15 protein-coding genes are annotated in these 17,353 nt (G+C 67.5%); 12 read left to right on the forward strand and 3 right to left on the reverse strand.

Going from position 1 to position 17,353, the window contains the following annotated elements; genetic code table 11:
- The first annotated feature begins 2 nt into the window (after positions 1-2).
- Positions 3-1,205, forward strand: a complete 1,203-nt coding sequence (locus Q8S30_RS13730; protein WP_305666570.1) for a winged helix-turn-helix domain-containing protein — start codon at positions 3-5, stop codon at positions 1,203-1,205.
- A gap of 86 nt (positions 1,206-1,291) precedes the next feature.
- A complete protein-coding gene (locus Q8S30_RS13735) occupies positions 1,292-2,185 on the forward strand; it encodes a DMT family transporter (protein ID WP_305666571.1) in 894 nt (297 codons plus the stop codon).
- Positions 2,186-2,260: 75 nt separating this feature from the next.
- Here Q8S30_RS13735 and Q8S30_RS13740 read toward each other — a convergent pair whose 3' ends face one another.
- Positions 2,261-2,902, reverse strand: coding sequence for an SDR family NAD(P)-dependent oxidoreductase (locus tag Q8S30_RS13740; RefSeq protein ID WP_305666572.1), 642 nt, complete (start codon positions 2,900-2,902; stop codon positions 2,261-2,263).
- Between the two features lie 565 nt (positions 2,903-3,467).
- Here Q8S30_RS13740 and Q8S30_RS13745 point away from each other — a divergent pair.
- The 7 genes from Q8S30_RS13745 (at position 3,468) to Q8S30_RS13775 (ending at position 11,806) form a co-directional block, all read left to right on the forward strand.
- A complete protein-coding gene (locus Q8S30_RS13745; protein ID WP_305666573.1) occupies positions 3,468-5,072 on the forward strand; it encodes a 2-isopropylmalate synthase in 1,605 nt (534 codons plus the stop codon).
- A 139-nt stretch (positions 5,073-5,211) separates the two neighbouring features.
- Positions 5,212-6,249, forward strand: a complete 1,038-nt coding sequence (locus Q8S30_RS13750) for a rod shape-determining protein (protein ID WP_305666574.1) — start codon at positions 5,212-5,214, stop codon at positions 6,247-6,249.
- A gap of 60 nt (positions 6,250-6,309) precedes the next feature.
- Positions 6,310-7,239: a rod shape-determining protein MreC gene (gene mreC / locus Q8S30_RS13755; RefSeq protein WP_305666575.1), complete on the forward strand. Its 930-nt coding sequence runs from the start codon at positions 6,310-6,312 to the stop codon at positions 7,237-7,239.
- Entirely contained in the window at positions 7,236-7,769 is a 534-nt protein-coding gene (locus Q8S30_RS13760) for a rod shape-determining protein MreD (protein ID WP_305666576.1), read from the forward strand. Before mreC ends, Q8S30_RS13760 begins: the two co-directional genes overlap by 4 nt.
- A complete protein-coding gene (gene mrdA / locus Q8S30_RS13765) occupies positions 7,766-9,709 on the forward strand; it encodes a penicillin-binding protein 2 (protein WP_305666577.1) in 1,944 nt (647 codons plus the stop codon). Before Q8S30_RS13760 ends, mrdA begins: the two co-directional genes overlap by 4 nt.
- A gap of 15 nt (positions 9,710-9,724) precedes the next feature.
- Positions 9,725-10,864, forward strand: a complete 1,140-nt coding sequence (gene rodA / locus Q8S30_RS13770) for a rod shape-determining protein RodA (protein WP_305666578.1) — start codon at positions 9,725-9,727, stop codon at positions 10,862-10,864.
- Positions 10,865-10,867: 3 nt separating this feature from the next.
- Positions 10,868-11,806, forward strand: coding sequence for a glyoxylate/hydroxypyruvate reductase A (locus Q8S30_RS13775; protein WP_305666579.1), 939 nt, complete (start codon positions 10,868-10,870; stop codon positions 11,804-11,806).
- Positions 11,807-11,946: 140 nt separating this feature from the next.
- Here the strand turns inward: Q8S30_RS13775 and Q8S30_RS13780 are convergent, their stop codons facing one another.
- Positions 11,947-12,744 (reverse strand): SseB family protein, encoded by a 798-nt coding sequence (locus Q8S30_RS13780; RefSeq protein WP_305666580.1) that lies wholly within the window; start codon positions 12,742-12,744, stop codon positions 11,947-11,949.
- On the reverse strand, positions 12,741-13,352 hold the full coding sequence (locus tag Q8S30_RS13785; RefSeq protein WP_305666581.1) for a uracil-DNA glycosylase family protein: 612 nt from the start codon (positions 13,350-13,352) through the stop codon (positions 12,741-12,743). Before Q8S30_RS13785 ends, Q8S30_RS13780 begins: the two co-directional genes overlap by 4 nt.
- A gap of 217 nt (positions 13,353-13,569) precedes the next feature.
- Between Q8S30_RS13785 and Q8S30_RS13790 the strand changes: the two genes are divergently transcribed.
- The 3 genes from Q8S30_RS13790 (at position 13,570) to Q8S30_RS13800 (ending at position 17,334) form a co-directional block, all read left to right on the forward strand.
- A complete protein-coding gene (locus Q8S30_RS13790) occupies positions 13,570-14,823 on the forward strand; it encodes a Na+/H+ antiporter NhaA (RefSeq protein ID WP_305666582.1) in 1,254 nt (417 codons plus the stop codon).
- Between the two features lie 173 nt (positions 14,824-14,996).
- A complete protein-coding gene (locus Q8S30_RS13795; RefSeq protein ID WP_305666583.1) occupies positions 14,997-15,656 on the forward strand; it encodes an ABC transporter ATP-binding protein in 660 nt (219 codons plus the stop codon).
- 67 nt (positions 15,657-15,723) lie between these two features.
- Positions 15,724-17,334: a capsule biosynthesis protein gene (locus tag Q8S30_RS13800; RefSeq protein ID WP_371135518.1), complete on the forward strand. Its 1,611-nt coding sequence runs from the start codon at positions 15,724-15,726 to the stop codon at positions 17,332-17,334.
- Positions 17,335-17,353: the final 19 nt, after the last annotated feature.

Below are 17,353 nucleotides of genomic sequence, written 5' to 3' on the forward strand. Positions count from 1 at the left end.
GCATGACACCCGTCCTGCGCAATGCCGATGCGCGGCGGCTGTTCCTGCACCGCCACGCGCTGGCAGAGCCTGCGGCGGGGCCGGCCAAGAGCGATGACCTGCTGGCGCTGATCGACCGGCTTGGCTTCGTGCAGGTGGACAGCGTCAATACGGTGGAACGCGCGCATCACATGATCCTGTGGTCGCGCCGCCCTGCTTACCGGCCCGAGAACCTGCGGCCGTTGCTGGAGCGTCGGCGCGATCTGTTCGAGCATTGGACCCATGACGCGGCGGTGATACCGATGGCGTTCCTGCCGCATTGGCGGCTGAGGTTCCTGCGGGATGAGACGCGGATCCGCGAGCGCTATCGCAGCTGGCAGGGCCCGGAGTTCGAGGCGCGGCTGGCGGATATTCTGGCCCATATCGCTGCGAATGGCCCCGTCGCCAGCGGCGAGGTCAGCCTTGGCGAAGAGCGTCCCCAAGGCGAGGGGCCGGGCTGGTGGAACTGGCATCCCTCCAAGACCGCGCTGGAATTTCTGTGGCGCACCGGGCAGTTGGCCGTGTCGCGCCGCGAGAATTTTGCCAAGGTCTATGACCTTGCGGAGCGGGTGTACCCCGAGACCACGCACCTGCCCGAGGCCGAGACCATCGACTGGGCCTGCAATGCCGCGCTGGACCGGCTCGGCTTTGCGACCTCGGGCGAGATTGCGGCCTTCTGGGCCAAGGTGACGCCGGCGGAGGCGAGGGCCTGGTCCGCGGCGGCGCTGGCGCGGGGGCAGATCGAAGAGATCGCGGTGGAGGGCGCGGACGGGGTGCTGCGCCGCAGTTTCGCGCGGCCGGGGGTGGTGGCGGAGGCGGCCGGGCTGCCGGAGGCACCGGCGCGGCTGCGGGTGCTGTCGCCGTTTGACCCGGCGCTGCGGGACCGGGCGCGGGCGGAGCGGCTGTTCGGCTTTCACTACCGGATCGAGATTTTCGTGCCCGAGGCGCAGCGGCGCTATGGCTATTACGTGTTCCCGCTGCTGGAGGGGGACCGGCTGGTCGGGCGCATCGACGCGCGGGCCAAGCGGGCCGAGGGGCAGTTGCAGGTCGCCGCCTTATGGCCTGAAAACGCTGTGAAATTCGGCCGGCAAAGGCTGGCGCGGCTGGAGGCGGAACTGGGCCGGCTGGCGCGGTTTTCGGGGTGCGAGACGGTCACCTATGCGCCGGGATGGCTGCGCGAGGGCTGATCCCGACATGGGGGCGGCGCAGGCGGGACAGACGGGGGGCTGCGCTGCCGCAAGTTTGGGGCGTAACCCCTTGGAGTGCCCCGCAGATGCAGCCAGTGACCTACCGGGCCGGGATAGGCCTTGTCGTGCTGGCGGGGGTGCTCTGGTCGCTGATGGGGCTGATCATCCGGCTGATCGACGAGGCGAATACCTGGCAGGTGCTGTTCTGGCGGTCCGCCGGGATGGTGCCGGTGCTGTTCTGGGTGCTGTCACGCCGGTCCGGCGGGGCGCCGTTTGCGCGTTTGAAATCAAGCGGTTGGGCGGGGGCGATTGCGGCGGCGGGGCTGGTTGCGGCCTTTGCCGGGGCGATCTATGCCTTGCAGGCGACGACGGTGGCCAATGCGATTTTCCTCTATTCGGCGGCGTCCCTCTTCACCGCGATCCTGGCCTGGCCGGTGCTGAAAGAGCCCGTGCAGCCGGCGACATGGGTGGCTATCGCCTTGGCATCGCTGGGGATTTTCGTGATGGTGCGCGAGGGGCTGGCGATTGGCGCGGGGGATGGCAACATCGCGGCGCTGGTGTCGGCTGCGGGCTTCTCGGCCTTCACGCTGGCGGTGCGCCATGCACGGGCGCTGGACCTTGCCTCGGGGGTGTTCCTGGGCGGGCTGGCCTCGATGGCCGTGGCGGCAATTGTGCTGTGGGGTCAAGGGGATAGCGTGCTGGTGCCGGCGCGGGATGCGCTGATCGCGATGGCGATGGGGGCGCTGGTGCTGGGGTTCGGGATGGCCTGTTACACCGCCGGAAGCCGGGCGGTGCCGGCTGGCGAGCTGGCTTTGCTGGGGCTGATCGAGGTGCTGCTGGCGCCGCTCTGGGTCTGGGCCTTGCTGGGGGAAACCGCCAGTGCGGGCACCTTTGCGGGCGGCGCGCTGCTGCTGGCGGCGATCACCGGCAACGCGCTGTGGCTGTCGCGGCGGCGGGGCGTGGGGGCAGCTCAGGCCTGACCCAAGGCTATGCAGAACCCATACAGGACCCATGCGGATATCGTATGTAAAGTGAAGCACTCGGGAATTGCGCCCTCACCACGGCACGGTCGCGCCTGAGTAGTCGAAGAACCCGCCTGAGTGCTGAGGCGTCAGACCGTCCAGCACCGCCAGCAGGTCGGTCGCGGCGCGGGCGGGGCTGTGCTTGTCGTGGCCGTAGCCCTCGGTGAAGGGCGTGGCCACGGTGCCGGGATGCAGGGCGGCGACGATGGCTTGCGGGTGGCTGCGCGAAATTTCTATCGCGGCGCCATGCAGCAGCTGGTTCAGCGCGGCCTTGGAGGCGCGGTAGGAATGCCAGCCGCCGAGGGCGTTGTCACCGATGGAGCCGACCCGGGCCGAGAGCGCGGCGAAGACACAGCGGCGGTCCTTTGGCATCAGTCGGAGGGCGTGTTTCAGCACCAGCGCCGGGCCGAGGGCGTTGATCGCCATTTGCGAGAGGAGCTCGCCGGCGGTGAGGCTGCGCAAGGCTTTCTCGGGCGTGCCGAGCGCGCCGGTGGCGGTGAAGATGAGTTCGAAGCTGCCGCTCAGGGCGCCGAGGTGTTCGGCGACCGATGCCTCGTCGGTGATCTCGAGGCCGTGGGAGGTGCGGGAGAGGGCGACGACCTCGCCGCGGGTGGCGAGGGATTTGGCGAGGGCGGCGCCGATGCCGCCTGAGGCGCCTATGACCAGTGACCGCATGTTTTGTGCTCCCCGTTTTGATTTTTACGCAGGGGGGTGGGGCGTGGATCATTGCAGGGGCGTTGTGGCAATCACACCAGCCGGGTGAGTGCCTTGAGTTCGGTTGGTTCTCCTGAGCCCCAAGCGCTACCCCGGCCTTCTTCAGAATTTCGGCCGTCGACGAAATTCTGATGTGCCCGCCCCCCCTTGGCGGGCACATTCGTGCCCACCGGGGCGGTCCCATCAGAATTTGGCACCCTCCGGACCAAGCTTCACCCCCCTTGCCCTGCGGCTTGCGCCTCCGGGCAACCGGCGCGGTCGGCTTGCCACTGGCAAGCCGCCTGATCGCGCCGGAAGAAAAAGGCGAGGCGCAAAACCCCCTTTTCCTTTCCCGAAATCCCCCTATAGTCCCCCGCATGGCACGGGACATGCACATCACCTCGACCCCTAGCGCGATCCGCGCCCTGCTCCCCCGCGCCCAGCTTCTTCTTAGCCGCCTCTGAGCGTGCCTTTCGGCGCGACCGCTCGGAGGTGACAAGCGCCGGACCCAGAGACAGAAGCAGACTGAATCCGAGAGAGATTTCCCATGACCGACACGACCAAGTCCCCCGCGCCGGGCGCCGTTGCCGCTGCTGACCGTGTGCTGATCTTCGACACCACCCTGCGCGATGGCGAGCAGTCCCCCGGCGCCACCATGAGCCATGCCGAGAAGCTGGAGATCGCCACCCTGCTGGACGAGATGGGCGTCGACATCATCGAGGCCGGCTTCCCCATCGCCTCCGAAGGCGATTTCGCCGCCGTCAGCGAGATTGCCAAACAGGCGAAAAACTCCGTCATCTGCGGGCTGGCCCGCGCCAATGACAAGGATATCGACCGCTGCTGGGAGGCGATCCGCCATGCCCGCCAGCCGCGCATCCATACCTTCATCGGCACCTCGCCCCTGCACCGCGACATCACGAAGCTGAGCCAGGACGACATGGTGACGCGCATCCATGAGACGGTCACCCGCGCCCGCAACCTGTGCGACAACGTGCAATGGTCGCCGATGGACGCGACGCGGACCGAGCATGACTATCTGTGCCGCGTGGTGGAGACCGCGATCAAGGCCGGGGCCAGCACCATCAACATCCCCGACACCGTGGGCTATACCGCCCCGCGCGAAAGTGCAGCCCTGATCCGCATGTTGCTGGAGCGGGTACCGGGCGCCGATCAGGTGATCTTTGCCACCCATTGCCATAACGATCTGGGCATGGCGACGGCCAACAGCCTGGCGGCGGTGGAAGCGGGCGCGCGGCAGATCGAATGCACGATCAATGGCCTCGGCGAGCGCGCCGGCAATACCGCGCTGGAAGAGGTGGTGATGGCGCTGAAGGTGCGGCAGGACATCATGCCCTACAGCACCGGCATCGACACCACCAAGATCATGAACCTGTCGCGCCGCGTCAGCCAGGTCTCGGGCTTTGCGGTGCAGTTCAACAAGGCCATCGTCGGCAAGAACGCCTTCTTGCATGAAAGCGGCATCCATCAGGACGGGGTGCTGAAGAATGTCGAGACCTTCGAGATCATGCGCCCGGCGGATATCGGCATCACCGAGACCAATATCGCCATGGGCAAGCATTCGGGGCGGGCGGCGCTGCGCTCCAAACTGGCCGATCTGGGGATCGAGCTGGCGGACAACCAGCTGAACGACGTCTTCGTGCGCTTCAAGGCCTTGGCCGACCGCAAGAAGGAAATCTATGACGAGGATCTGATCGCGCTGATGGCCGACTCTGCGGCCAATACCGACAGCGATTACCTGCAGGTGAAGTTCCTGCGCGTGGTCTGCGGCACCGAAGGCCCGCAGACGGCAGAACTGCGGATGCTGGTGGGGGACACCGAGCAATCGGCCTCCACCACCGGCGACGGGCCGGTCGATGCGGCCTTCAACGCGGTGCGCACCCTGTTCCCGCATGAGGCGCGGTTGCAGCTGTATCAGGTCCATGCCGTGACCGAGGGCACCGATGCGCAGGCCACCGTCAGCGTTCGGATGGAGGAGAACGGCCGCATCGTCACCGGGTCAGCCGCCGATACCGACACGATCCTGGCCAGCGTCAAGGCCTATGTCGGCGCGCTGAACCGGCTGCGGGTGCGGCGCGAGAAGTCGGCGCCCGATGCCGATGTGAAGGCGGTCAGCTACCGTTCGGCCGGATAGGGCGCATCACAAGCGCGAATTGCCGCCTATGGGCGCGGTGCGGGGCCTTTCGCCCTGCGCCGCGCCTGCCTATAAGGGGCCTTGGTCCGCGCGCGGAACGCGAGTCGCGGGCCGGCGGGGCTGGCAGCAGGAAATACATATGGGATGGTTTGGGGGCTTGTTCTCGTCGGACATGGCAATTGACCTTGGGACCGCGAATACGCTGGTCTATGTCAAGGGACGGGGGATCATCCTGAATGAACCCTCGGTCGTGGCCTATCACGTCAAGGACGGCAAGAAGCAGGTGCTTGCGGTCGGCGAGGATGCCAAGCTGATGCTGGGCCGCACGCCCGGCAGCATCGAGGCGATCCGCCCGATGCGGGATGGTGTCATCGCGGATTTCGACGTGGCCGAGGAGATGATCAAGCATTTCATCCGCAAGGTCCACAAACGCACCACCTTTACCAAGCCCAAGGTCATCGTCTGCGTGCCGCATGGCGCGACGCCGGTGGAAAAACGGGCGATCCGCCAGTCGGTGCTGTCGGCCGGCGCACGCCGCGCCGGGCTGATTGCCGAACCGATTGCGGCGGCGATTGGCGCGGGGATGCCGATCACCGACCCGACGGGCAGCATGGTCGTGGATATCGGCGGCGGCACCACGGAAGTCGCGGTGCTCTCGCTCGGCGACATCGTCTATGCCCGCTCGGTCCGCGTCGGCGGCGACCGCATGGATGAGGCGATCATCAGCTATCTGCGCCGCAACCAGAACCTTCTGGTCGGCGAGGCCACGGCCGAGCGGATCAAGACATCCATCGGTACGGCGCGGATGCCAGATGACGGGCGCGGCGCCAGCATGCTGATCCGCGGGCGCGACCTGCTGAACGGCGTGCCGAAAGAGATCGAGATCAACCAGGCACAGATCGCCGAGGCGCTGGCCGAACCCGTGCAGCAGATCTGCGAAGCGGTGATGATCGCGCTGGAGGCCACTCCGCCCGACCTCGCTGCCGATATCGTCGACCGCGGCGTGATGCTGACGGGCGGCGGTGCGCTGCTGGGGGACCTCGACCTTGCGCTGCGCGAGCAGACGGGGCTGTCGATCTCCATCGCCGATCAGTCACTCAATTGTGTGGCGCTTGGCACCGGCAAGGCGCTGGAATACGAGAAGCAGCTTCGGCATGTGATAGACTACGACAGCTGAGGCAGAGGCCCCCCACCAGGGCCGCGCTGGCACCTGACCTGACCGCTCTGGGGACCATCCGTGGCACGAGACCGCAACGCCGACATCGACTTTGCCGGGCCGGTGCGCCGCATCCTGATCGTGGTGCTGGCACTGGCCCTGTCGGCGACCTTTCTGCTGTGGCGGATTGACAGCCCGCGGGTAGAGCGGTTCCGCGCGGCGCTGGTCGACAAGGTGGTGCCCAACATGGATTGGGCACTGCTGCCCGTCACCAAGGCCGTGGGCATGGTCGAGGGCTTCCGGTCCTATGCCCGCATCCATGAGCAGAACACCGAGCTGAAGCGCGAGCTGCAGCAGATGAAGGCCTGGAAAGAGGCCGCGGTGCAGCTGGAACAGCAAAATGCCAAGCTGCTGGCGCAGAATCAGGTGCGGCTGGACCCGCAACTGACCTCTGTGTCTGGCGTGGTGCTGGCGGATTCGGGGTCACCCTTCCGCCAGTCGGTGCTGCTGAACGTGGGCAGCCGCGATGGCATCGTCGATGGTTGGGCGACGATGGACGGGCTGGGGCTGGTCGGGCGGATCTCGGGCGTGGGCAACAGCACCAGCCGGGTGATCCTGCTGACCGACAGCACCAGCCGGATTCCGGTGACGGTGCAGCCCTCGGGGCAAAAGGCGCTGCTGGCGGGCGACAATTCCGCCGCGCCGCCGCTGGAGTTTCTGGAGAACCCCGAACAGGTGCGCCCGGGCGACCGTGTCGTCAGCTCCGGCGATGGCGGGGTGTTCCCGGCCGGGCTGCTGGTGGGCCAGGTGGCGCAGGGCGCCGACCGCCGGCTGCGGGTGCGGATGTCTGCCGATTATGAACGGCTCGATTTCCTGCGCGTGCTGCGCAGCCACCCGGCCGAGCGGATCACCGATGCCGGCGTGCTGATCCCGCCGGAAGTGCCCCCTGCCGTGCCGGTGGAGCCCGGGGCCGAGGCGCCTGCGGCGAGCGAAACGGAGGCGGGCGGATGATCGACCCCGTCACCACCCGCCGCTGGAGCTATCGCGCGCTGTTTGTGGCGCTGGCCGCCGCCCTGCTGTTCGTGCGGCTGTTGCCTCTGTCCACCCTGCCCGCGCGGATTCCGGGACCGGACCTGCTGTTGTGCATCACCTGCGCCTGGGTGCTGCGGCGACCCGATTTCGTGCCGGCGCTTGCCATCGTCGCGGTGTTCCTGATCGAGGACATGCTGGCGATGCGCCCGCCCGGCCTCTGGGCATTGGTCGTACTGCTGGGGTCGGAGTTTCTGCGCGACCGGGCGAGTGCCATGCGCGGGCTGCCCTTCCTTGCGGAATGGGCGACAGTGACGGCCGTGATGGCGCTCATGCTGCTGGCCAACCGCACGGTGCTGGCGCTGGTGGTGGTGCCACAGACCGGGCTGGGCCTGACGCTGCTGCAATTCGTCACGACGGTGATCGCCTATCCGCTGGTGGTGGCAGTGTCGCATCTGGCGCTGGGGCTGCGCGCCCCCAGCGAGATTGACGGAATGGGGAGCCGGGCATGAGACGCTCACCAAAAGACACCGCGGAAAGCGCCCGCAAGATCACCCGCCGGGCGCTGCTCCTGGGCACGGCGCAGACGGCAGTGGTCGCCGTCCTTGGCCTTCGGATGCATGAGATGCAGGTCGATCAGGCCGATAACTTCCGCCTGCTGGCCGAGGAAAACCGCATCAACATCCGTCTGATCCCCCCGGCGCGCGGGCTGATCCATGACCGCAACGGCGCGCTGCTGGCCGGGAACGAGCAGAATTACCGCGTGGTCATCACCCGCGAGGATGCGGGCGACGTCGAAGAGGTGCTGCACCGGCTGGCGCGGCTGATCCCGCTGACGCCCGCGGATATCGAGCGGACCTTGGCCGAGGCCAAGAAGCACTCGGCCTTTGTCCCGATCACCGTGGCCGACCGGCTCGACTGGGAGGACTTCAGCCGCGTTGCCGTGAACGCCCCCGCCCTGCCCGGCGTGACGCCAGAGGTGGGCCTGTCGCGCTACTACCCGCTGAAGGGCGATTTCACCCATGTGGTGGGCTATGTCGGCCCGGCCAGCGATTATGATCTGGCGCGGATGGAAAACCCAGACCCGCTGCTGCAGATCCCGAAGTTCCAGATCGGCAAGCTGGGGCTGGAGGCGAAGCTGGAGGACCAGCTGCGCGGCAGTGCCGGCACCAAGCGGATCGAGGTGAATGCCGTGGGCCGGGTCATGCGAGAGCTGGACCGGCAGGAAGGCCAGCAAGGCGCCCGGGTGCAGCTGACCTGCGACATGGGCCTGCAGAACTACATGCAGGCGCGTCTGGGAGAGGAAAGCGCGGCGGCGGTGGCGATGGATGTGGAGACGGGGGATATCCTCGGCATCGTCTCCTCGCCCAGCTATGACCCCAACATGTTCGTGCGCGGGATCAGCGGGCCGGAATACCGGGCATTGATGGAGCATGACCATCGCCCGATGGCGAACAAGGCGGTGCAGGGCACCTATCCACCGGGATCGACCTTCAAGATGGTGGTGGCGCTGGCGGCGCTGGAGGCGGGCGTGATCGGCTTCGACGAGACCGTCTATTGCCGGGGATATACCGAACTGGGCAACCGCCGCTTCCACTGCTGGAAGCGCGGCGGGCACGGCTCTGTCGGCATGATCGAAAGCCTGCAGCATTCCTGCGACGTCTATTACTACGAGATCGCGCAGCGGGTCGGGATCGAGAAGATCTCGGAAATGGGCCGCCGGCTGGGGCTGGGGATCAGCCATGACCTGCCGATGTCGGCGGTGGCCGAGGGGCTGATGCCGACCAAGGACTGGAAGGTGGCGAACCGCGGTGTCGACTGGCAGGTGGGCGACACCTTCAACTCTGGCATCGGGCAGGGCTTCGTGCTGGCCTCGCCGCTGCAACTGGCGGTGATGACGGCGCGGGTGGCGACCGGGCGGGCGGTCACGCCGCGGCTGGTGCGGTCCATCGACGGGGTCGAGCAGCCGGTCCTGGGCGGCGAGTCGCTGGGGCTGGACGAGGGCCAGCTGCGGCTGGTTCGGCGCGGAATGCATGCGGTGGTGAACGCCCGCGGCGGCACGGCCTATGGCGTGCGGGTGGTCGATGACGCGATGGTCATGGCCGGCAAGTCGGGCACCAGCCAGGTGCGCAACATCACCGCCGCCGAACGCGCGGCGGGGGTGGTGTCGAACGACCAGCTGCCCTGGAACCGCCGCGACCATGCGCTGTTCGTCAGCTACGGCCCCTATGAATCGCCGCGCGTCGCGGTCAGCGTGGTGGTGGAGCATGGCTCGGGCGGGTCCGGCGTTGCCGGGCCGATCGCGCGCGACATGCTGCTGCAGGCGCTGGCGGGCGGGTTGCCGCCGCTGACTGCCTATCCCGAAAGCCAGCGCGACAAGATCGAGGAGCAGCGCAGCCTGATGCCGCTGATCGCGCCGGAGACCGGCCCCGTCACCCCGACGCGGGCCTGAGGGGACGGCGGGCCGATGAGCTATCTGGAATATAACGTCAAGACCGTGCCCACCGGCATCCGCAAGGTGCTGTATGTGAACTGGCCGCTGGTGCTGCTGCTGACCGCCGTCGCCTCGGCCGGGTTCGTGATGCTGTATTCGGTCGCGGGCGGCAATCTCGACCGGTGGGCCGAGCCGCAGATGAAGCGCTTCGGCGTCGGCCTGACGCTGATGTTCATCGTCGGCTTCGTGCCGATCTGGTTCTGGCGCAACATGGCGGCGCTGGCCTATCTGATCTCGCTGGTGCTGCTGCTGGTGGTGGAGTTCTTCGGCCATGTCGGCATGGGCGCGCAGCGCTGGATCAACCTTGGCTTCATGATGCTGCAACCGTCGGAGCTGATGAAGATCTCCATCGTGATGCTGCTGGCCGCCTATTACGACTGGCTGGACGTCAAGAAGGTCTCTCGGCCGCTGTGGGTGCTGATGCCCGCGGTGCTGATCTTGCTGCCGGTGGGTCTGGTGCTGACCCAGCCAGACCTTGGCACCGCCATTCAAGTAAGCTTTGGCGGCGCCATCGTGATGTTCGCGGCGGGGGTCAGCTGGATCTATTTCGCGGTGGTGATCGGCGCGGGGATCGGGCTGGTGACGGTGGTGCTGTCGTCGCGCGGGACACCGTGGCAGTTGCTGCACGATTATCAGTTCCGGCGGATCGACACGTTTCTGGACCCCTCGGCCGATCCGCTGGGGGCGGGCTATCACATCAGCCAGGCCAAGATCGCGCTAGGCTCGGGCGGATGGGCCGGCAAGGGCTTCATGCAGGGCACCCAGTCGCGGCTGAACTTCCTGCCCGAAAAGCATACCGACTTCATCTTCACCACGCTGGCCGAGGAGTTCGGCTTCGTCGGGGCCTTCTCCTTGCTGCTGCTCTATGTGCTGATCATCGGCTTCTGCCTGGTGTCGGCGATCAACAACAAGGACCGTTTCTCTGCCCTGCTGACCATCGGCATTGCCGGCACCTTCTTCCTGTTCTTCGCGGTGAACATGTCGATGGTGATGGGGCTGGTGCCGGTGGTGGGGGTGCCGCTGCCGCTTGTCTCTTACGGCGGGTCGGCGATGATGGTGCTGATGGTGGCCTTCGGGCTGGTGCAGAGCGCCCATATCCACAAACCGAGGTAAGCCATGCTCAATGTCTATTTCGCCGCGGGGGCCAGGATGTGGCCCCGCTATCAGGCGCCGCTGGCGCAGGCGCTGGCCGCCGCCGGGGTGGAGGCTGTGGTGACCGAGGCGGCGCCCGCCGATCCGGCTGCGGTGGATTACCTGATCGTGGCGAATGGCGGCGTGGTCAGCGATTTCGCGCCCTTCACCGGCGCGAAGGCGGTGCTGAACCTCTGGGCCGGGGTGGAGAAGCTGGTAGGGAATGACACCCTGACCCAGCCGCTGTGCCGGATGGTCGACCCGGCGATGACCGAGAGCATGGTGGAATATGTCACCGGCCATGTGCTGCGGCATCATCTGGGCCTCGACCGGCATATCCTGAATGCGGATGCAGTCTGGATGCCGGAGACGGCCCCCGGCCCGGCGCGGGCGCGGTCGGTGACGGTGCTGGGGCTGGGAGAGCTCGGCAGCGCCTGCGCGAGGATGCTGGCGGCGCTGAACTTCCGGGTGACGGGCTGGAGCCGCACGCCCAAGTCGCTGCCGGGCATCCGTTGCCTGTCGGGCGATGCGGGGCTGGCACAGGCTTTGGCCGAGGCGCAGATCCTGGTGCTGCTGATGCCCTATACGGCGGAGACGGAGAACCTGCTGAACGCGGAACGGATCGCCTCGATGCCGGCCAGCGCGGTGGTCATCAACCCCGGCCGCGGCCCGCTGATCGACGACGCGGCGCTGCTGGCGGCGCTGGACAGCGGCCATCTGTCCAACGCCACGCTCGATGTGTTCCGGGTGGAGCCGCTGCCCGCGGATCATGCCTTCTGGGCGCATCCGAAGGTGACGGTGACCCCGCATATCGCCGCCGAGACTTACCCCGAGACCGCCGCAGTGGTGGTCGCCGAGAACATCCGCCGCGCCGAGGTGGGGGAGCCGCTGATGTATCTGGTGGATCGGTCGCGCGGGTATTGAGGGGACCGCCTTGACCTGAAGGAGCGGGGGGCCTTCTGCCCCCCGCGCCCCCCGAGGATATTTGGAAAAAGCAAAGGGTAAGGCGCGGCGTTGGCGGTGGGTGCGCCGCCTTGGTCACCGGGCGGTGGAGTTTGGGGCGATCAGCGCAGGATCGGGGGCTTGCTCGGGTCCATGCCCGGGGCGGCGGGGGACACCACCTGCTCCGTCTCCTCCGCCGGTTGCGGCAGGTCGAAGCGCAGCGCCACGGCGGCCATCTGGCGGGCGGCCGGGCTGGCGGGATCGAGGAAGGTCACGTCGATCTCGCCGGCCTCCACGCCCGAGAAGGTCAGCGCCTCGGCCACCGCATGGGCCAGCGCCGGATGCGCCTCGGGCCGGGCGCCCAGAAAGGCCAGCATGTGGCCACGGCGGCCGCCCGCATAGCTGACGCCCGCCAGCAGCGCCTGCACCGCCAGCCCCGCCGCCAGCGCCAGCTTGACGTCCAGCGCGGTCAGCAGCGCCTGCGGCAGCTGCGCGGGGGGGTGGAACCGCTCCGGCACCGCCTCCACCGCCTGTGGCCCGGCATCGAGCGTCTGCGCCAGCCAGACCAGCGCCTCCACCGGCAGCAGCATCTCGGACGGGGCAACGCCAAGGTTCAGGCCGAGGCCGATCCCCTGCCCCGCCAGCATCCGCACCACCACCCGCCCCGGCAGCGCCGCATAGGGGGCCGGGGCTTCGGTGAAGGCCGAGAGCCGTTCCTCGAGGTCGAAGGCCAGCACGAACTGCCCTTCCTCCAGCGCAAACACCTGCGGGCGGATCTGGTCGCCAGCAGGCTCCTCCTCCAGCAGCACGAACAGCTCGGCATCGGCGATGCGCTCATAAAAGCGCAGGCGGGCGGCGTCATCCTCGGGCGCGGCGCTCATCGCGGCATGGGCGAGGTCGAGAACGGTAGTGTCGGTCATGCCAAGGCCTCCTGAACCCGGGCGCGGAGGGCGGGAAGCACCTCGGCCGCGAACCAGGGATTGCGTTTCAGCCATCCCGTATTCCGCCAGGAGGGATGCGGCAAGGGGAAGACGCCGGGCGTATGGCCCTGCCAGCGGGCGACGGTGGCCCCGACCCCGCCGCGGGTGGCCGCTACGCCCAGATGCCAGCGCTGCGCGTGGCCGCCGACCAGCAGCACCAGCGGCACCGGACCAAGCGCCGCCATCACCTCGGCCCGCCAGGTGGCGGCGCAGCGCGGCGGCGGCGGCAGGTCGGACCCCGCGGCATCATAGCCCGGAAAGCAGAAGGCCATCGGTACGATCGCCACGCGGGCGCGGTCGTAGAAGGTCTCGGGCCCGATCCCCAGCCAATCCCGCAGTCGGTCGCCCGACGGGTCGGCAAAGGGCCGCCCCGCCAGATGCACCCGCATCCCCGGCGCCTGCCCGACGATCATCACGCCGGGGGTGGCCGCAGTGTCGAACCACGCCACCGGGCGCGGGGCATGGGCCGTGGCGGTGCAGGCGAAATCGGCGGCGCAGAGGCGGCAGGCGCCGATGCGCTCAAGGAGGGAGAGGGGGATGTCGGTCATCCGCCAGATCTAGGGATTGTGCGGCGGATAAACAGGGCCCAGAGGCGCAAGCCGCAGGGCAAGGGGGGTGCGGCCTGGTGCGAAGAGTGCCAAATTCTGCTGTGCCCGCCAAAACCGCGTCCGGTGCCTGCGGCCAATTCACAAAGCCCTGCGCGCGGTTGTTGCCCCGCCGTACCCTATCGATTATGCCAATGCGAAATCGGGACAAGGGGCAGAGATGTATCGCGTCTGGAATTTTGTCACCACCTATTCGCTGCTGCTGATCGGGGGCGCGGTCATCGCCCTGATCTGGGCCAATATCGCGCCCAACAGCTATCATGATGTGGTCGAGTTCGTGCTGATCGACGATTTCATCATCGGCCACGCCCATGAGGTGAACGGTGAGATCCACCGCACGCTGACCCTGCACTATCTGGTCAATGACGTGCTGATGGCGCTGTTCTTCGCGATGGCCGCCAAGGAAGTCTGGGAAGCCGTCGTGCTGGAGGAAGGCTCCTTGCGCGGGTCCAAGGCGGTCACGCCGCTGATCGCCACCCTGGGCGGGATGATGGGGCCGGTGGCCGTCTACCTCGGCCTCGCGGCGGTGCTGGGGGTCTATGCCACGGTCAGCCAGGGATGGGCGATCCCCACCGCCACCGACATCGCCTTCTCCTACCTCGTCGGCCGCATGGTCTTTGGCGCCGGGCACCCGGCGATCCGCTTCCTGCTGCTGCTGGCGATTGCCGATGACGCGGGCGGGCTGCTGATCCTTGCCGTCTTCTACCCCTCGGGCGAGTTGGCGCCGGAATGGCTGCTGCTGTCCTTCGGCGCCGCCGCTGCGGTCTTCGTGCTGGCCAACTGGCTGCCGCGCTACATGGACCGCGGCAACCAGCTGCGCCCGAACTCGACCTTCGCGCGCAAGGTGCTGTCCTTCTGGCCCTACCTCATCGCCGGCTGCCTCAGCTGGTATGCCTTCCAGGAGGCGGGCATCCACCCCGCGCTTGGCCTGCTGCCGATCGTGCCGACGATCCCCCATGCCGACCGCGGCTTTGGCATCTTCGCCGAGGCGGAAGAGCATATGCATGACCTGCTGAACACGATGGAACACCACCTGAAATACCCGGTGGAGATCATCTTGCTGTTCTTCGGCCTGCTGAATGCGGGGGTGGAGTTCAGCGCGATTTCCGAACCGACCTGGCTGGTGATGGCGGGGCTGCTGATCGGCAAGCCGCTGGGGATCCTGGCTATGGGCTGGGTCGGCGCGCGTCTGCTGGGCTTTGGCCTGCCCGAGGGGATGACGATGCGCGACGTGTTCGTTCTGGGCTGCGTCGCCGCCATCGGCTTCACCGTGGCGCTGTTCGTCGCCTCGGTCGCCTTCGATGCCGGGCTGGTGCAGGACGCCGCCAAGATGGGCGCGCTGTTCAGCTTTGCCGCGGCAGGGATCGCGCTGCTGGCCGGCAAGCTGCTGCGCATCCAGAAGGTCGAATACTAACTCCGCGGTTGTGCGCCGCCCCGTCCCCCCGGTGACGCGCAAGCCATTGGATTTTTTGTAACCGTTCCGCCATAATGCGGGCAAAATGGGGGGCTATGCTGCCTCCTCAACCACAGCCTGCGGGCCAGCGGGCGGCAGAACGGAACTGCGAGAGCAGGACGGGGCAGAGGCGAATGCTGGAATTTGAGAACGTGAGCAAGTCCTTCTGGACGGGCAAGCAGCGCAAGGTGATCCTTGACCGCGCCACGTTCCGCGTTGAACTCGGCAACTCGCTGGGAATCCTCGCCCCCAACGGCACCGGCAAGACCACGATCATCAACATGATGGCGGGGCTTGAGAAGCCCGACGAGGGCAAGATCACCCGCACCAGCCGCGTGTCCTTCCCGCTGGGGTTCATGGGCGGCGTCGTCAACAAGCACACCGCGACCGAGAATTGCCGATATATCGCCCGCCTCTACGGCCTCGACCCCGATTATGTCGAGGCGTTCAGCCGCTGGCTCTGCGGGATCGACGAATATTTCGACATGCCGGTGGGCACCTTCAGTTCCGGGATGCGGGCGCGCTTCAGCTTTTCGCTGTTGCTGGCGCTGGAGTTTGACATCTATCTGATCGACGAGGGGATGCCCGCCACCACGGATGCCGAGTTCAACCGCAAGGCCGGCACAATCCTGCGCGACCGCCTGCAAAGCGCCACGGTGATCGTGGTGTCACACCAGGCGCAGACGCTTGAGAAATTCTGCCGTTCCGCAGCCGTGCTGCGCGACGGCCAATTGCATATGTTCGAGACCTTGGAAGAGGCAAAACAGCTTTATGATTACTCCTACCAAGGCTAAGAAATTCCGCATCCGCCGGGCCACGCCCCCTCAGCCCGCCCCGCCCGCCGCGGCGGAGCCGGCCCCGATGCCCGCCACCGAAGCGCCGGCTGCACCCGAGCCGCAGCGCCCGCCGCGCAGCACGCCGGTGCTGGCCCCGATGCCGCGCCAGCACCCGGGCGAGGCACCGATGCTGATGGTGCCCGACACCGCGCAAGATGATGGCTTCGGCCCCGACCGCTATCCCACCGCCGCGCCCGATACCGTGCTTGGCCCGTCCGAACGCACACCCGAGGAAGAGATCGCCGCGATCCGCGCCGAGGGGCTGACCGGCCGCCAGTTGCGCATGGCCCGCCGCGTCGCGCAGCGCCACGGCATCGAGGTGACCTCGGATTTCGAGGCGGTGCGCATCTTGCGTCGCCGCGGCATCGACCCGTTCCAGCGGTCCAACATGCTCGACCTCGTGGTGTCGGAAGCGCAGGAGAGCAAGGTCCAACTGCCGCAGACCACGCGCCAGACGCCGCAACTGCCCGCCTCGCAGCAGCTGACGCCCGAACGGCGCGCCTCCGAAATCCTCAAGGTCCAGCGCGGCATCGCCAAGCGCCGCCGCCGCAAGCTGGCCCTGCTGATGACCCGGCTGGCCTTCTTCGTGATGCTGCCGACGCTGATCGCCGGCTGGTATTACTTTGCCATCGCGACGCCCCTTTTCGCCACCCGCTCGGAATTCGTGATCCAGCAGGCGGAAAGCGCCTCCAGCATCGGCTCGATGTTCTCGGGCACGCAATTCGCCACCAGCCAGGATTCGATCACCGTGCAGGGCTATATGCAATCGCGCGAGGCGATGCAGCGGCTGGACCGTGACCTTGGCTTCCGCGATCACTGGAGCCAGCCGGGCATCGACCCGCTGCAGCGCCTCGCCCCCGATGCCACCGAGGAAGCGGCCTACCGCACCTACAAGCGCAACGTGAAGATCGGCTATGACCCGACCGAGGGCATCATCAAGATGGAGGTGATCGCCGCCGATCCCGAAGTCTCCACCGCCTTCGCCGAGGCGCTGATCGGCTATGCCGAGGAACAGGTCGATCACCTGACCCAGCGCCTGCGTGAAGACCAGATGCAGGGCGCCCGCGAAAGCTATGCCGATGCCGAGGCCAAGGTGCTGCTGGCCCAGGCCCGGGTGCTGGAAATGCAGGAAAAGCTGGGCGTGCTGGACCCGATCAGCGAAAACGCCGTGGTCATGCAGCAGATCGGCACCTTCGAGGTGCAACTGGCGCAAAAGCGGCTGGAGCTGCAGCAGCTCAACGACAATGCCCAGCCCAACGCCGCCCGCGTGGCCGGGGCCGAGGGTGATATCGTCCGCCTGCAGAACATGATCGGCAGCCTGCGCGCGCAGTTGACCGAAAGCACCGGCGGCACCACATCCCTTGCCATGATCTCGGGCCAGATGCGCATTGCCGAGGCCGACCTGCAAACCCGCCAGCTGATGCTCAGCCAGGCCGCGCAGCAGATGGAGGTGGCGCGGATCGAGGCGAACAAGCAGGTGCGCTACCTCTCCACCGGCGTGAAGCCGCTGCCACCGGACGAGCCGACCTATCCGCGCGCCTTTGAGAACACCCTGGTGGCGATGCTGATCTTCGGCGGGCTCTACCTGATGCTGTCGCTGACCGCCTCGATCCTGCGGGAACAGGTTTCGGCCTAGACCAGGCCCAAGGAGAAGA

It is taken from the genome of Frigidibacter sp. (assembly GCF_030695035.1).
Taxonomy (GTDB): domain Bacteria; phylum Pseudomonadota; class Alphaproteobacteria; order Rhodobacterales; family Rhodobacteraceae; genus Frigidibacter.

Excerpts from the sequence above, each read along its gene's own strand:
- Q8S30_RS13730 (WP_305666570.1), top strand. The coding sequence starts at position 3 with ATGACACCCGTCCTGCGCAATGCCGATGCGCGGCGGCTGTTCCTGCAC.
- Q8S30_RS13735 (WP_305666571.1), top strand. The coding sequence starts at position 1,292 with ATGCAGCCAGTGACCTACCGGGCCGGGATAGGCCTTGTCGTGCTGGCG.
- Q8S30_RS13740 (WP_305666572.1), bottom strand. The coding sequence starts at position 2,902 with ATGCGGTCACTGGTCATAGGCGCCTCAGGCGGCATCGGCGCCGCCCTC.
- Q8S30_RS13745 (WP_305666573.1), top strand. The coding sequence starts at position 3,468 with ATGACCGACACGACCAAGTCCCCCGCGCCGGGCGCCGTTGCCGCTGCT.
- Q8S30_RS13750 (WP_305666574.1), top strand. The coding sequence starts at position 5,212 with ATGGGATGGTTTGGGGGCTTGTTCTCGTCGGACATGGCAATTGACCTT.
- Q8S30_RS13760 (WP_305666576.1), top strand. The coding sequence starts at position 7,236 with ATGATCGACCCCGTCACCACCCGCCGCTGGAGCTATCGCGCGCTGTTT.
- mrdA (WP_305666577.1), top strand. The coding sequence starts at position 7,766 with ATGAGACGCTCACCAAAAGACACCGCGGAAAGCGCCCGCAAGATCACC.
- rodA (WP_305666578.1), top strand. The coding sequence starts at position 9,725 with ATGAGCTATCTGGAATATAACGTCAAGACCGTGCCCACCGGCATCCGC.
- Q8S30_RS13775 (WP_305666579.1), top strand. The coding sequence starts at position 10,868 with ATGCTCAATGTCTATTTCGCCGCGGGGGCCAGGATGTGGCCCCGCTAT.
- Q8S30_RS13780 (WP_305666580.1), bottom strand. The coding sequence starts at position 12,744 with ATGACCGACACTACCGTTCTCGACCTCGCCCATGCCGCGATGAGCGCC.
- Q8S30_RS13785 (WP_305666581.1), bottom strand. The coding sequence starts at position 13,352 with ATGACCGACATCCCCCTCTCCCTCCTTGAGCGCATCGGCGCCTGCCGC.
- Q8S30_RS13790 (WP_305666582.1), top strand. The coding sequence starts at position 13,570 with ATGTATCGCGTCTGGAATTTTGTCACCACCTATTCGCTGCTGCTGATC.
- Q8S30_RS13795 (WP_305666583.1), top strand. The coding sequence starts at position 14,997 with ATGCTGGAATTTGAGAACGTGAGCAAGTCCTTCTGGACGGGCAAGCAG.
- Q8S30_RS13800 (WP_371135518.1), top strand. The coding sequence starts at position 15,724 with ATGCCCGCCACCGAAGCGCCGGCTGCACCCGAGCCGCAGCGCCCGCCG.